The following is a 15,167-nucleotide window of genomic DNA, read 5'->3' as shown; positions in this document are numbered from 1 at the left end:
ACTACATACTATTTATCTGATTTTTGGACAATAGACAACCGTGAATTGTTAATTATTGTTACTTTGAGTTAAAGAAAGGCGAATACTGGCATCATTTAACAGTTTCTCGGTTAATTTTTCAGCTTTATCACCATCTTTAGCTGCAATCGCTTCAAAGACTTCACGATGAAAAGGAACAGAAGCGCCATTATCACGAGGGTCTTTATTGGTGACTTTAATACTGACCAATAAAGCTGAATATATCACTCCTTCCATAGAAGCGAGAAAACTATTGTTAGCTGCTTTCATCACCGATTTATGAAACAAAGAGTCGGCAATAATAAAGTCTTCCGCTGTACCGTCAGCTTTTGCCATACGTTCTACCGCTGATTCGATTTCAGCGAGGTTTTCTTCAGTTGCACGTTCTGCAGCCCATCTTGCTGCTTTTGGCTCAAATGCTAACCTAACGTCCATCAACTGTTTTAAAAACACAAGGTTTGGCGGTGCAGATAAATGCCAAGCTAAAATATCATCATCTAGCATGTTCCATTTATCGCGTGACTGAACACGTGTACCAATACCGCGTCTGACTTCTAGTAAACCTTTGCTTACTAGAATTTTAACGGCATCACGGACGACAACACGACTGACTTGATAACGAGATGCCAAGGCATTTTCATCATCAATAAGACTGTGGGCTTCGAATGCACCAGAAACAATGCGACGACCGAGTTCTTTAGCAACTTGTACTGAAAGACTAGGCGACATTCCTTGGGTGCATTTTAAATCGTAATATATTAATTCACTCATAGGTTAAATATAAACATAGTATGTTTAAGGTGTCAATTGAAACAATCTATGATTGAGACTTAATAATATATTGACTTCACATTAGATAAATTGATGCTTTGGGTGATAAGCAGAAGTAACTAAAAAAATAGCAGCCGTTCGGCTGCTAAAGCTACAACAGATACTTACTAGGAATAAGTATAAAGGAAAGCAAAACAACACTATTTGTATAAAGCGACAACAGACAAGTTCAAAATCATCTCTGAAATGACTGAACTAATACAACTCACTGAACTCAGTTTACGGCATTATTGAACTCTAAAGATTTGGCTTAGTGAACTGTTAAGGTACTTTTATAACCTTGGACATATGCCATAGCGTTATGCTTAACTTGCTCAACACTCATCCCAGCTTTATATAAGCCGCTTCCTAAACCAAACCCACTGGCACCTGCATCAATAAATGCTTGCATAGTGTCTGGTGAAACGCCACCTACGGGTAAAATTTGGATGTCAGGCAATACAACTGACATCGCTTTTAACCCTTTGGGGCCAAGAGTATCAGCAGGAAATAACTTTAAAGAATCCGCACCTGCATGAATGGCTGCATAAGCTTCAGTAGGATTAAAAAAACCTGGAACACAATAAAGATTCTTAGCTTTACTGTACTTAATAATTTCAACGTCAGCATGAGGCGATATAATTATCCGACCGCCAGCAAGTTCGACTTGATCAACTTGCTCTTTGGACACCACCGTACCGGCACCGATCACAAGATTTTCACCGTACTTATCACTTAATAACTTAATGCTTTCGTAAGGTCGTGGCGAGTTGAGCGGTACCTCAATCACTTTATAGCCTTGTTCTACTAGCACATCTGCAATAGCGATAACTTCTTCAGGTGTCACACCACGTAAGATGGCAACTAAAGGTAATTCATTTAATGCATCTTTTAACGAAATAGCCATTAACTTGCTTCCTTAGATATAATTAAATTCGCCTGTTTAGCAATCGACAACATCCCAAGGGCTGATGCTTTAGCACTGCTCACTGTAGTCGACAAATACCCCAACTCTTTTAACGCTTCGCTATATAGGTTGTTTAGTTGAGAGCTGCCAATGAGATAAATATGTTCTAGGTTTGGCGATGAGGCTAAAACCGAACAAAGTTCTGATCCAATAAGTAAACCTGAAAGATAGCTAGTCACATCATCATCGGCTAAACGCTGCTCTAGCCTCAGTGTTCTGGCACTAAAAAGGTGATGCAGTAAGCCACCTTCACGCTGGCTTGTATGCACCCCTTGTAAAAAACCGTCCATATCTATTTCTTCAATATGCGATTCAGCACTTTTATCTAAACCTTTACCCAAAATGCTATGCTCAAGCACGATGTTGAACATCTCACCCGTCATATGCGTTGATAAATCATCTATCAAGGTATGGCCATGGTCGCTTTTCGCCATTCTTATCCATTTGGAGTGAGTGCCGGGTAAGCAAAACACTAATTTTTCAAGCTGGGCGTTATTTAAAAGGCCTAACTCATGTTCAATCAATGACACCGCGCCAAACACTTGCACTTCTTCACCGCGCATAACATCTGGTTGTAAATTAGATGTTTGGCATTTGAAACCTGGAACAATATGTAACTGTAACCCTGCTTGATTGTTCACTGCCTGTAATTGAGTTGCTGCTTGTTTAGCATCAGCAGGACACTCGACATAGCCTGCATCACACCAACCTTGTGCACTGCCGACCATGCCAGCCATTAATACAGGTACAACATTTTTCTGCGCACTAATGTCATTCAACCAAGGTTGAATTTGTTCAAGTAAAGCAGGTTCAAATTGCGCTTTTTCAAGGCACAACATACCTTGTGGTGACGTCACTTCGGACAAAATATGGCCACTTTTATCCAATAAGAAGGATCTAAAGTTACTACTACCCCAATCAACCGCTATAAGTGCAGGTTGAGGCGATGATGCATCTATCATGGGAGAATTCTCTAGAAAGGTTAATTAATGACTTCGTAATGTTTAATAAAGTCAGGATCAGGTTCAACACCAATCCCTGGACCTTGAGGTAAGGCAACACTGCCGCCACTGTCTTTTACTTGCTTTAAGATATTAAGCGGCTCTTTAAGTAAGTCTTCACGAAAACGATTCGGTGTAGTGTCATATTCAAGCATGGGTTGTACTGGATGCGCAGCCCCCGGTAAATCAGGTAATGCAGCTAGTAAATGAAGATTTGTACCGACGGCAATTGCTGAGCCCCAAACATGATTAATCACTGGGATAAAATGAGCATGAGCCATCGCTAAAACTTTTTGGTATTCAGTAATGCCGCCAAGTGCGCACACCTCAGGTTGCAGTAAGTCTACACAACGGTTTTCAATTAAGTCTCTAAAGCCCCAACGGGTAAACTCAGCTTCGCCACCTGCGATGGTCATATCCAACGCTTCACATAAATCACGATAACCTTGCTTATCTTCAGGAGCGACAGGTTCTTCAAACCAGTGAACACCTAAATTTTGTAGCTCACGCCCCAATGGAATCGCTTCTCTAGCAGTATAAGCATGATTCGCATCAACCATTAGACGCATATCGTTACCGATGCCTTTTCGTACAGCTTCTACGAGTTTAATGTCCCTATCAGGACTTAGACCGATTTTCATCTTAGTCGCAGTAAAACCCATTTCTTTAATACGAGCACTTTCATCGGTAAATCGAGCTTCTAAGTCATCAAAACGTTGTAGCATCATGCCGTAACCGTAGGCTGGAATACGCTCTCTAAATGCCCCGCCAAGTAGTTTATACACCGGCTGCCCATGAAACTTGCCTGCAATATCCCACAAAGCGATATCTACACCCGACAATGATTGGATAGGCATTCCCTTTTGGCCATGATCACGCATCAGGTTGTAGACCTTGTGCCAAATTACTTCCCTATCCAGTGGATCCATGCCTAGAATCATCGGCTGTATTACTTTTTCAACAATAGTTTTATTGGCAAAAGCAATACCGCCACCGCCAAAACATTCCCCCCAACCTGTAATACCTACATCAGTAATGACTTCAACTAAATGGGTCGTTCTTTGGGCGTAGTATTGCTGCGAATAACCTAATTCTTCTTCAAGATCGTATTGCAATACGTGGCTTTTTATTTCAATAATTTTCATCGAATAACTTCCTGGTAATACCGAATCAGCGATACTGAGACTTTTGCTAAGTAACTAATAAAGAACTATTGCTAAAAACTAAACGGCACGAGAGACTCGTTTGTAAGCAAGGTAATCGTCCAGCGCTAGCAAGGAACAATCGACTCCAACTCCAGATTGCTTAATACCAAAATGAGGCAAATTAATCGCATATTTAATGCCATTCACTTGTACTTCTGCAAATCGTAGCTCATCAGCAAACCGCGTAACTCTGGCTTCATTAGTCGTGAAAATAAATGATGACAGGCCTGCCTCAGTGTTATTAGCTTCAGCTAAAACCTCATCATCTTTACTGAAAGTCATGATACTGATAACAGGTCCAAACACTTCCTCTTTAGCAATATCCATCTCAGGAGTGACACCACACAAGACAGTTGGGCTATAAAAATAGCCTGTTTCATGTCCTTCGGGCTTACCGCCACCCGTTAGTAACGTGGCACCTTTAACAATCGCATCTTGTACCAGTGCATCGATTCGGTGCCATGATGAAGCATCCATAACAGGTCCCATATCAATATCAGCTGTTTTATCAAAACCTACTTTGACAGAATGAGCACGGGTCAAAATCATTTCAATAAACTCATCTGCAATGGATTGTTCAACAAGCACCCGATTTGGTGTGACACAAATCTGACCTGCGTTCGCGAATTTCACGCCACAAATCACGTCTGCAGCATTGTTTAAATCAGCATCAGCAAAGACTATTGCAGGGGCATTACCGCCTAATTCCATTGAGTAGCGTTTAATGGATGTGGCGCCCGTTGCGATAACATGTTTACCGACATTGGTAGAACCAATTAAAGTTAACACTGAAGGGATAGTTGATGCTGAAATTGCATCGCCCACTTTATGATCCGGACCAGAAATAATGTTCACCACACCAGCTGGTAAGCCTATTTTTGCGCATAATTCACCAACGGCGTAAGCAGATAAAGGAGTTTTAACTGAAGGTTTAATGACAATCGGACAGCCCGCAGCCATTGCGGGGCCAATCTTGTAGGCAAGGTTTAGTAGTGGAAAATTCCAAGCTAAAAATGCTGCTGCCACACCCACAGGCTCACGTCTAAGTTCATGAGTATGAGTGCCCTCTTTATCTTCAAGTGTTTCTTGCTCAAGGTTCAACATAGCGTCGGCGTAAAAATTTAAGCTATCCACCAACATTTGGTAATCATCTTTTGTTGATGACCAAGGTTTTGCCATTTCAAGATGGATGCACTCTCTAAGATGTTGTTCGTTTTCAATCACAGCATCACGCAATTTGTACATCCAATCGGTTCTTTGTTTAATCGAGGTTTTAGACCAAATTGGAAATGCTTTATTTGCAGCCGCTAATGCTTGTTCAGCCTGGGCAATATCTGCTGCTGCAATACTGCCAACAGGGGTTAGAGTTGCAGGGTTGATAACTTCAGTTGTCAATCCACTAGAAACCAACTCACCACCGATATATAGTTGTTTTATAAGCATTAGCACAGCTCCATTTGTATATTTCTAATACGCTATTCGTTAAAACCTGTTACATAAACATCATAAAGCCATGGTGAGTAAAACCCTCTTTACTCACAGATAACACATCTAATGACTAGGCAGTTAACCAATAAAAGAATAAATCGCATAACATAATAAGTATTTAAACATATGATGTTTAAGAGTGCAATATACAAAGCCTAAATGTTTACAAAAATGTTAACAAAACATTTACCTTTGAGGATACAAGTAGGATGTTAAGGATTGCGACTTTGCTGGCGAAGATAAATAACTGGCAGAACTTAGGAAGGAATATTTAAAAAGCGGCAATATTTTAGCTAGCCGATAACAAGCTTCTATAAGGTCTTGCTATCGTTTTATATTAAGGTGCTGAATTAGGCTATAGAATGATATGTTTGAAAAGATAGTAATGCTATTAGTATTTATTTGGACTTACCTTTGGCATCATTTTGACTGCTCACTAAGCGACCTAAATACTCCGACAAACCAACACCTTTGCGAACGGTTTCGGCCCAGTGACTACCTAAGATAAAACCAATAGCTGTGCAAACAGGTAATATCACACCTGTTAACTCTCCAGTTAGATATAGGCTTAATACTGCGCCAATACCTGCACATAATAACGTTGGAGACAGTGCGATTGAAAGCCACAATAATGATTTTACAAACAGTTCTATTATAAGCATTGAAGTTCCTTTTCAAATTAAATACAAGATTTAAACTATCATAAATTCAATCAATTAAGAATAGAATAAGCATGAGACTATGAAAGAAAGGTCCATAGCAGGATAAATTGTTAACGTTAGCATATAGGTGCTGTTAAATAGTAAAAAAGAAATGACCTTAATGAATGTCTCCGTAATAGTGATTGCTTTTCATGTTTAACTTGCGACACAAAGCGAAAGAGATAGGTCTGAACAATTACCCTTTAATAAAGCACTCGATGGACCATTTACGACAACTGTTTGCAAGAAGAACTGCTACAGAATCTCGTTCAACAGCCTCTTTTAATGAATCCGCACTTCCTAAACAAGGCTCTAAGCCAATGACATAAGCGGGCGCTAAATCACTGCCTGACCAACCACAATAATTAAGCCATAAGCCAAAATGTGAAATCTCACCTCGATTAAAGCGAAAACCACACATCTGCTTGCGCTCTGGTTCAAAGAGCGCGACTTCAACCAGTTGATTACTATCTTCAGGTATTTGCCGAACTAACTCATTACTGAATAGTTTACTAGCAAATTGGCTAGATTCAGGCATTACGTCAGCAAGGCTAACCACTTTATCGGTTGATTCACCAAAATAAAGCCAGTTTATGTGTCGTTGTGAGGAATTAAAAAAGTCTTTAAAACCACTGTCAGCCCTGAATTGGTGGATAGATTCAGATAATTGAATAGTCATCCCCCCTTTAGCTGCGAATATAGGGTGCATAGACCAGACAAATGGTAAATCATCTGCTCCGTGATTAGTTACACAATACTCAATTGTAAAATAATCACTTTCAGTACTTAAACTGATGGTTCTCTCAAATGTATACGGTAATTGTTTACTTGTGCAAAGCAGAGTCACAGCTACATACCCATTAATTTCAGCGACTTTGCTAACTTGCCATGGCATACACCATAACTCACCATGATCGGGAATTTTGACGTGACTGTAGTTAGGGTGGGAATAGATTTCCTGGCTAATACTTGGGAAACACTCATCCCAGCCACCTATGTCATTACCATCAACAAACGAATCACCATATTGAGCTTTGCTAAGCTGGCCGTATGGCGTTTGTTGTAGCCATTCATGCTGCATGGTAACGGACTTAAGGGAAATGATTTTGCCCCCAAGTTGAGGCATGACAGTCATAGACACTTGGTTATTAGCTATTGTGATTGCTTCAAAGCCATCAATTTTAGAATAAATTAACTTTAACACTGCAGATTAACGCTAAACACTGTACAGCATGTGCCTATCAAAAAGCGCTCATCGACAATCGCCCAAAACAATGCGCTTTTAATCATGATAAATAACTGAGCGACCACCATCGACGACAAGGCTTTGACCTGTCATAAAACTTGAATCTTGACTGGCTAGAAATAAAGCCGGTTTTGCTATTTCACTGGTAGTGCCGTTACGCTTTAAAGGATGCACCTCAGCCATAGCTTGACGAGAGCTCTGCGGATCGTCAGTTGCGTCCCAAGATTTAAATGCCATTGGCGTTTCAATCATCCCAGGGCAAAGTGCATTCACGCGAATGTTACTGTCAGCAAATTCGACAGCTAAATTACGTGTCAGGCCTATGACTGCATGCTTGGTAACCGCATACGGGAAATAACCGGGTACAATTTTAAACGAGTGCACTGAACCAATATTAACAATACTGCCGCGGCCATTTTGTTTCATGTATGGATACACAGCTTTGCTGCAATACCACATTCCATCGACATTAACTGAAAAACTTTTCTTCCAAGCATCGACCGACACATCATCAATTTGGTTACCAGGACTAATTAAGGCGGCATTATTAATTAACACTGTAGGCTCACCTAATTCCTTAACTGTTTTTGCTACCATTGCATTGACCAAATCTTCATCTGCAATATCTACAAATGCGAAAATAGCCTGATGACCTTGAGCAACCAGTTTATCGACCACTTGTTGACCTAATGTTTGGTTCATATCTGCTACGCAAACTTTAGCCCCCTGCTGACAAAATTCTTCAGCAATAGTGCAGCCAATGCCGTCAGCTCCACCGGTAATAATGGCTACTTCACCCATTAAACGATCAGACATATTATTCTCTTTTTTTTTAATTAGTTAGGTTTTCACACTATGATTAAGAACTGTAAGCAAACCAGTTAACGAGACAGTAAACACCCTGTTAAAGTTAGTGTTAACGCTCGTGTACCAATTCACGCTCAATCGCTTCAATGGTCTTGCCTTTTGTTTCAGGCAAAATCAACGCCATGACAATACAACCGATAAACGCAACGCCGCCATAGTATAAAAAGGTATTCGCAGCGCCCATGTTTTCTAATTGCCACGGGAAAAACTGTTGAATACTCCAACTTGAAATACTTTGCACTAGTGCAGCAAAAGGCAGCGCCACACTTCTCACTCGGCTAGAAAATATTTCAGAGAATATGACCCACATAATTGGGCCAATTGACATATTAAATGCCGCTAAAAATGCGAATAAGCCAAATAAAACAAATGCTGGGTTGATGGTTATTGATTCGTTAATCACCACACCACTGATCAAAGGCAATTCTTTTTTAGTATACACACTGGCCAAATCTGCTTTTAATGCTACATCTGTGTCATAGGTTTTACCCAAAAATGGTAATAATTTGTCAGCATCGACCTGTTGCAGTGCCACTTTTTGAATAACAGGCTGGCTAATTTGATAACTCGCGTTATCAAAACCGTACCAAATTGATCCATGCGCTAACACAATCAATAAAAGGCCTGATACCGTAAGTACTTTCCTACCTAATTTTTCTACGGTAAAAATTGCGACTAAAGTAAACAGTACTGAAACTCCACCTAATACAATAGTTTGTAAAAAAGTATCTTCTACACTCATACCAATTTGCTCAAATACAGTTGGCGCATAAAACAGCACCGCATTCATCCCTGTCGCGCCTTGAACAACGGCATACACAACAGCAATAATAACTAAAAACCGCATTGGTTTGCTAAACAGTAATTTAAGCTGCTGTACGACAGTATTTGTACTGTCTTGTTTAATGGTTTGCTTAATATCAGTCATTAACTCGCTGACTTCACCTTGTGCAGTGATTTGCTCAAATACAGCTTTAGCCTCATCATCTCGCTGCTTGCTCAGTAACCAACGTGGTGATTCCGGGATGGTAAGCAATAACGAAAACCAAATAATATTTGGCACAATCTCGAAGCCGAGCATTAAACGCCAAATATTCTCATCCGTTAATGATTCAATGCTGCCCATAGAGCTAACAAGAAAATAGTTAATAACAAATGCAATCAAACTGCCTAAAGTAATAAGCAGCTGATTAACAGAGACAAATTGACCGCGCTGTTTTGCAGGGGCTATTTCACCAATATACATGGCCGAAACAGTGATTGACGCAAATGCCACTCCACCAATAAACCGCCCTACTACTAGCATTTCATAACTGTTGGCGAATGAAGAAATAACAGTAGATAACGAGTACGTGAGTGCAATGCCAAGCAACACCTTTTTACGACCAAAACGCTGACATAAGCTACCAGTGAAGAACAAAGCTAGAATAACACCAACAATGGCACAACCTACGACGTTACCTGTTTGTAAACTGGTTAACTCAAATTGAGAGCTAACAAACCTCAGTGCTCCAGAAATATTCGCAGCATCTAAACCAAATACAAAGCCACCAAATGCGGCAATCATCGAAAATTTAATCGCTTGAAAGTGCTTATTTTTATCAGTCAGTTTGTTATCGGCCCGCTTATTACCAGTAGACGCCGTTTCTGACATTGTTGTTTCTAGCAAAGTGATATCCCCACATCTTGTTTCTTAATTACCCTGTCAGAAAACATCTTTATATATGCAATAACGCAAATTAAAAGCTGATATTTTCAAATACAAAATAAAGAATGAATCATTCCATTAACAAGATTTAAACATATGATGTTTCAATAGGCAACATGTTTGTTGACTATATTAACATTGGGATATTAACATTGGGATATTAAGTGGAGTGGATACAACTGAGAGCAATAAGGAATTCAAAATAGTTGAATCGACTATCAAATAATCTGACTAATGGTGATGGCAGAGTACAACGATAATTGATTGTAACTTACTTTACTTTTCAGGTTGTTACTACATATATTTTTTACAAAATACACATTTTAAACGTATAAATAGCGGTGAAGAAATCAGTAAAGAAAAACGAAGTTAGGAAGGATAAATTACTCTGCAAATATCTATCGAGTGTATAAGCATAAGCGCAATACTGTTTAGCCGTGTCTTTCAATTGATTGTTATGAACAGGCTGGAGACGATTTTTGTGCTGAAACAACAAGTTTGTAGTCAGATAAAAGTGTTAACTCTGCATAACGTTACGCCTAGCCTATATCTGTATGACTTCATTCAAAATTACTTATTAGTTTCACAAACACTTAAATCAAAATCATCTGGTATTTCGTGTGGCATTTGCTCTACTTGGAAATAACCCCAAACAGAAAATAATATAAATAAGCTAGGTATTAAAAGGTGAAATATTGACTTAGCACTTGCTTTCCAGCCTCGCAGAATTGGAGTGGGTTTATATACTTTTACCCCTTTAGGCGGAAACTGTTTATGAATAATGCCTTTATATCCAAGAGGTACAGTAACCAAACCGATTATGACGGCACTGAATAGCGGTAAACCTACAAATAAAGCATGCCACATGACTGTGATCCCAGAGTAACCGAACAGAGTTCGGCAATGTACAGTATCAACATACTCATTAATAAAAGGGAGGTACCACTTTTCATTAATTATGAGTATCAGCACAGCCAATAGAAGAAATAAAAATATCCTCTTAAACTTTTCAGGTTTTGAGAACTCTTCTGCGTATTCGATAACGCTCTCCTTGTGTAAAGTGTAAAGTGCAAAAGCTTCAACACAGGGCTGATAATGCTAGTCCAAAATGTGTAGCGAAGCGAAACCAAGCTATAGCTAGCTGCTTGATTACGTTGAGTAGCATACTTAGCTCAAATCGCTAATTTGAAGAAGTAGAGTGACCCACAAGAGTGTGAAGATAACACTGTCAGTAATTTACCCCTTTATTAACTGACAGTCTTATTCCGTTAGGTTCACAGCAGGCTCAAATAGCCCTTTGACTTTAGTATCTAACAGGATTGTCGTGCCATGGATATTTGCGGTAACTGGCGCTTCCTCGAGTCCACATTGTGCTGAGGTAGTAAATAATTTATCCGCGAGTTCTCCGCCAAATGCCGGACAAGTTGGTCTTGATGTACCGGTATCTACCCTTTCGAGCTCTTTACCTTCTGGCGAAAGGCAAACTACACAACCACCATCCCATAATGACACCCAAACATTACCCTCTGCATCTACAATCGCACCATCTGGCGACACTGCTGAGTCTGAAAAGTCAAAGAATAGCCTTGCATCTCGACGTCTAAGCTCTGAATCAGAAAATTCATCAACAGGCCAACCTGTAACGGCATCTAAGCTAATCCAATACATTTTTTGCGCGGCAGAATCGGCGTAATATGCGCGCTGACGTGATTTATCAAAGCACATGCCATTGGGAATGGTTAAATCGGTAATTATGGTCTTAAGTTGACCTTGGTAATAGCGATAAAAACAGCCTTTGTTTGGCGTTGCGTCATTATCCATAGTGCCAATCCAAAAACCGCCCCAAGGATCGGCTCTGCCGTCATTACTGCGATTCGAGCTAACTTGATGCTCAACATGCACTATTAACTGCGTTTGTTTCGTATCGAGATTGAATCTATACAAGCCCGTTTCAGTGGCTATGACTAAGTGGTTTTGATCGACCCAACCTATTGCCGTCACCATTTGATCAAACGTATGCTGGCTAGTCTGTTCACCTTTTCTACTCATCAACTGCTTATTAGGGAAGTCGACCCAATATAAAGTGTCAGTTAAAGGGTGCCACAGTGGGCTCTCGCCAACATAATTAACTCTACTATCAAAAACCTGACTGCTCATGTTATTCCTTTGATTCGCCTGTGGTATTTTGCGCCACTTTCAGAATAATTCTGATTACCAATTAGTATGTGAACCATCACGTTTACTTAAATGTGGGGCTTCTGTCTCTATGGGGGTTGCTTGTCTAAATGCCGCTTCATTTACTTCTACACCCAAACCTGGAACATCTGGCAACATAAAAACGTTACCTTCAAGTTCGTGCTGTAATGGGAATAAATTAGTGTCATGGGCTCCGAATGGACTGAATGGTCCTTGATGGGTTTCCATTAAACTAAAATTAGCTAAAGCTGCGGCAAAGTGATTTGTTGCAGCTGTACAGACCGGCCCTAATGGGTTGTGAGGCATCACATCTATATAATGCGCTTCAGCCCACCCTGCGACTTTCATCGCTTCAGTTAGGCCACCAATATTACAAACATCGACACGTAGATATTGAGTTAACCCTTGTTCAATATAAGGTTTGGCCGCCCATTTCGAACTAAACTCTTCACCAATAGCAAACGGAATATTTGTCATGGTGCGCAGTGTTTTATAAGCATCAGGTGATTCATTGCGAATAGGTTCTTCGATAAAGTCCAGCGTATCTGGTGCTAATCGCTGACAAAATGAAGCCGTTTCCGCCACACTTAGTCTATGGTGATAATCAATCCCCAAGGTAATATCTGGTCCAAGAATTTTGCGTAGCTCATTTAAACAACGTGCTGTGCGAGTAATAGACTCTTGTGGTTCAAATAATTTAGGATCGTCAAAGCGACTTGGGATCACTCGAATTGTGGTCCAGCCTAGTTCTATTAGCGCTTTAGCTTCGTTAACGAGTTCATCTAAACGGTCAGGATCTGCCTCAGTATAGCAACAAGCAAAACAAGGAATATTGTCTCGCTGTTTACCTCCTAACAATTGATAAACTGGTACATTTAGCTTTTTACCCAAAATATCGTAAAGCGCAATATCAATTGCTGATATGGCAGCTGTTATTACCCTGCCACCTTCAAAGTAGTGACTTCGATAAAGCTCTTGCCAAATACGACCTATTTGTCTTGCATCTTTGCCTTTTAAAAACTGGGCAAAGTGTTTAACAGCGCCCATCACTGCATATTCACGGTTAGATAAACCAGACTCTCCCCAGCCGATAATTCCGCATTCTGTAACTACTTTTACAAGTAACTGATTACGACTACCAACACAGCCTAGCAGCGCTTCTACAGATTCAATTTTCATTTAAATGCACCATCTAATTATTATCATTATTTTTGCGGTTATTCTGTTCTTGGCGATGACTACACCACAACCAGTTAATCTTCTTGCCAATAATTTAACTTTTTTACGCTAGTTAACTGGCACTTAGCTTACTGCGTCGCTGGCAAACGATATTTATCCATTCTGTCCATATCGTATTTTTCAAACTTACGCTTTAATAACCAGCGCGGACGCTCTAAAGTGAGCTCCCAAGTAAACAAATCTTTGAACATCTTTTTAACGCGCTCAGGCTCTGCTGCTGCAAGATTGTGTTGCTCGCCAATATCATCAGCTAAGTTATATAACTCTGCAGGTCTATCAGGAAAACGAATAAGCTTCCAATCTTGATCGCGAATCACAGCGCGCGTTTCTTTTTTCCAGAACATCTGTTGATGCGGTCGACTTACATTGTCGCCGTTTATATAAGGCAGCAAATCAACGCCGTCAGTATCTGTTACTTTATCAGCACCACCTGCGGCTGCAACAAAAGTAGGTAATAAATCTAAGGTACTAACTGGATAGTCATAACGTTGATTAGATTTAATTTTTGCTGGCCAGCTCATGATAAATGGCACACGGATCCCACCTTCTAAATGATTAGATTTCGTGCCTGCTAATGGTGCATTGTTCGATGCGTTTTTATCGGTTGGACCACCATTATCATTGGTAAATACCACGATAGTATTATCAGCTAAATCGAGTGCTTCAAGTTTGTTCATCACTATGCCGGTTGCTCTATCCATGGCTAAGGTCATGGCGGCTAACTCTTGTTGTTTTCCCGATAATTTTGGGAATTTAAGTAGATCATCAGGCTTTGACTCCATCGGAGTGTGCACAGCATTAAAGGCAAGATAGATGAAAAATGGATCGTGTTTATTTTGCTCAATAAAGTCTGCAGCGGCTTGGCCAAGAATGTCCGTTAAGTAGCCTTCTCTTTCTTCAAAATGGCCTATTCCGCGTTCTAGTTGTTTGTCATACATAGTGCTGTTAGGGTCATTTTCAATTTGTTTTGGGTATTTAAAGTAACTGCGATCGCCACCTCTAAAACCTAAAAACTCGTCAAAACCGCGGTTTAATGGATGGAACCGTTCGGCGCTGCCTAAATGCCACTTACCCAATACGGCAGTTTTATAACCTTGTTCTTTTAAGTAGTCTGCCATGGTTGTTTGATCAACTGGCAAGCCCATTTCAGGCCCTAATAACGCTGAGTTATCACTCATAAAACCCGGTACGTTGATTTCTTCGTAGCCAAATCTTTGCTGATATTTACCTGTCATTAATCCAGCTCTCGATGGACCACAGGTTGCATCACTCACATAGCCTTGACTAAAAATAACCCCTTGCTCTGCAATATTGTCTAAATGCGGGGTTTGCATGATTTGACTGCCTTGAAAGCCAAAGTCGCCATAGCCGGCATCATCGGCAAAAATGAGAATGATATTTGGTTTGTCAGTCGCAGTAGTGAGCTTCGCTTCAGACTGTTTCTGTGTTTGTTGTCTCGTCTCACCTTGCGCATAGACGTTAAGGGTTAACAGGCTAGACAATATCACTACGCTTTTGATTATTCTTACTTTCATTTAGAAACTGCTCCATGTATTCACAACGACTGTCATCGTTAATATTGTTTGTTCGCGCAAAGCTGTCTAATGAAGCGTTGGCTCATAATGACTAGCCATGTTTGGCACTTCTACAAACGGTGCCAAACTTCAACTATCAAAATCAGTGACAAATCACGCCAGGTAAGCAGCTAAACCTCGTCTAAA

The 15,167-nt window shown here is 40.2% G+C and carries 13 protein-coding genes; all 13 read right to left on the bottom strand.

Translation table 11 applies throughout. The features are described 5' to 3' along the window. Positions 1-48 precede the first annotated feature (48 nt). Positions 49-789 carry a FadR/GntR family transcriptional regulator gene (locus BCU84_RS06180; RefSeq protein WP_102527217.1) on the bottom strand — a complete coding sequence of 247 codons (741 nt, stop codon included), beginning with the start codon at positions 787-789 and terminating at the stop codon, positions 49-51. Positions 790-1,099: 310 nt separating this feature from the next. Beyond that, positions 1,100-1,735 carry a 2-dehydro-3-deoxy-6-phosphogalactonate aldolase gene (locus tag BCU84_RS06175; protein ID WP_102435578.1) on the bottom strand — a complete coding sequence of 212 codons (636 nt, stop codon included), beginning with the start codon at positions 1,733-1,735 and terminating at the stop codon, positions 1,100-1,102. Next, positions 1,735-2,757, bottom strand: a complete 1,023-nt coding sequence (locus BCU84_RS06170) for a 2-dehydro-3-deoxygalactonokinase (RefSeq protein ID WP_102527216.1) — start codon at positions 2,755-2,757, stop codon at positions 1,735-1,737. The genes BCU84_RS06175 and BCU84_RS06170 overlap by 1 nt, the downstream gene beginning before the upstream one ends. 20 nt (positions 2,758-2,777) lie before the next feature. Then, positions 2,778-3,941: a mandelate racemase/muconate lactonizing enzyme family protein gene (locus BCU84_RS06165; protein ID WP_102527215.1), complete on the bottom strand. Its 1,164-nt coding sequence runs from the start codon at positions 3,939-3,941 to the stop codon at positions 2,778-2,780. A gap of 78 nt (positions 3,942-4,019) precedes the next feature. Continuing rightward, positions 4,020-5,444 (bottom strand): aldehyde dehydrogenase family protein, encoded by a 1,425-nt coding sequence (locus BCU84_RS06160; protein ID WP_102527214.1) that lies wholly within the window; start codon positions 5,442-5,444, stop codon positions 4,020-4,022. A 443-nt stretch (positions 5,445-5,887) separates the two neighbouring features. After that, positions 5,888-6,151: a hypothetical protein gene (locus tag BCU84_RS06155; protein ID WP_102527213.1), complete on the bottom strand. Its 264-nt coding sequence runs from the start codon at positions 6,149-6,151 to the stop codon at positions 5,888-5,890. A gap of 235 nt (positions 6,152-6,386) precedes the next feature. Further along, the gene (locus BCU84_RS06150) at positions 6,387-7,394 is read right to left on the bottom strand and encodes a hypothetical protein (protein WP_102527212.1); all 1,008 of its coding nucleotides are present in this window, start codon (positions 7,392-7,394) and stop codon (positions 6,387-6,389) included. Between the two features lie 78 nt (positions 7,395-7,472). Then, complete coding sequence (locus tag BCU84_RS06145; RefSeq protein WP_102527211.1) at positions 7,473-8,252, bottom strand: glucose 1-dehydrogenase; 780 nt, start codon at positions 8,250-8,252, stop codon at positions 7,473-7,475. 100 nt (positions 8,253-8,352) lie between these two features. Beyond that, complete coding sequence (locus BCU84_RS06140; RefSeq protein WP_241903427.1) at positions 8,353-9,972, bottom strand: MFS transporter; 1,620 nt, start codon at positions 9,970-9,972, stop codon at positions 8,353-8,355. A 609-nt stretch (positions 9,973-10,581) separates the two neighbouring features. After that, positions 10,582-10,878 carry a hypothetical protein gene (locus BCU84_RS06135; RefSeq protein ID WP_102527210.1) on the bottom strand — a complete coding sequence of 99 codons (297 nt, stop codon included), beginning with the start codon at positions 10,876-10,878 and terminating at the stop codon, positions 10,582-10,584. Between the two features lie 393 nt (positions 10,879-11,271). Then, complete coding sequence (locus BCU84_RS06130) at positions 11,272-12,168, bottom strand: SMP-30/gluconolactonase/LRE family protein (RefSeq protein ID WP_102527209.1); 897 nt, start codon at positions 12,166-12,168, stop codon at positions 11,272-11,274. A gap of 54 nt (positions 12,169-12,222) precedes the next feature. After that, positions 12,223-13,386 carry a mandelate racemase/muconate lactonizing enzyme family protein gene (locus BCU84_RS06125; RefSeq protein WP_102527208.1) on the bottom strand — a complete coding sequence of 388 codons (1,164 nt, stop codon included), beginning with the start codon at positions 13,384-13,386 and terminating at the stop codon, positions 12,223-12,225. Between the two features lie 128 nt (positions 13,387-13,514). Beyond that, positions 13,515-14,981: a sulfatase gene (locus tag BCU84_RS06120; protein WP_102527207.1), complete on the bottom strand. Its 1,467-nt coding sequence runs from the start codon at positions 14,979-14,981 to the stop codon at positions 13,515-13,517. Between the last annotated feature and the right edge of the window lie 186 nt (positions 14,982-15,167).

The organism is Shewanella sp. 10N.286.51.B7 (assembly GCF_002873615.1).
In the GTDB taxonomy this organism is placed as follows: Bacteria; Pseudomonadota; Gammaproteobacteria; order Enterobacterales; family Shewanellaceae; genus Shewanella; species Shewanella electrodiphila.
Note: the sequence above shows the minus strand (reverse complement) of the source record. Positions and strands in the feature narration are given on the sequence as shown.

Excerpts from the sequence above, each read along its gene's own strand:
- BCU84_RS06180 (WP_102527217.1), bottom strand. The coding sequence starts at position 789 with ATGAGTGAATTAATATATTACGATTTAAAATGCACCCAAGGAATGTCG.
- BCU84_RS06135 (WP_102527210.1), bottom strand. The coding sequence starts at position 10,878 with ATGTGGCATGCTTTATTTGTAGGTTTACCGCTATTCAGTGCCGTCATA.
- BCU84_RS06120 (WP_102527207.1), bottom strand. The coding sequence starts at position 14,981 with ATGAAAGTAAGAATAATCAAAAGCGTAGTGATATTGTCTAGCCTGTTA.
- BCU84_RS06155 (WP_102527213.1), bottom strand. The coding sequence starts at position 6,151 with ATGCTTATAATAGAACTGTTTGTAAAATCATTATTGTGGCTTTCAATC.
- BCU84_RS06125 (WP_102527208.1), bottom strand. The coding sequence starts at position 13,386 with ATGAAAATTGAATCTGTAGAAGCGCTGCTAGGCTGTGTTGGTAGTCGT.
- BCU84_RS06165 (WP_102527215.1), bottom strand. The coding sequence starts at position 3,941 with ATGAAAATTATTGAAATAAAAAGCCACGTATTGCAATACGATCTTGAA.
- BCU84_RS06130 (WP_102527209.1), bottom strand. The coding sequence starts at position 12,168 with ATGAGCAGTCAGGTTTTTGATAGTAGAGTTAATTATGTTGGCGAGAGC.
- BCU84_RS06160 (WP_102527214.1), bottom strand. The coding sequence starts at position 5,444 with ATGCTTATAAAACAACTATATATCGGTGGTGAGTTGGTTTCTAGTGGA.
- BCU84_RS06145 (WP_102527211.1), bottom strand. The coding sequence starts at position 8,252 with ATGTCTGATCGTTTAATGGGTGAAGTAGCCATTATTACCGGTGGAGCT.
- BCU84_RS06175 (WP_102435578.1), bottom strand. The coding sequence starts at position 1,735 with ATGGCTATTTCGTTAAAAGATGCATTAAATGAATTACCTTTAGTTGCC.
- BCU84_RS06170 (WP_102527216.1), bottom strand. The coding sequence starts at position 2,757 with ATGATAGATGCATCATCGCCTCAACCTGCACTTATAGCGGTTGATTGG.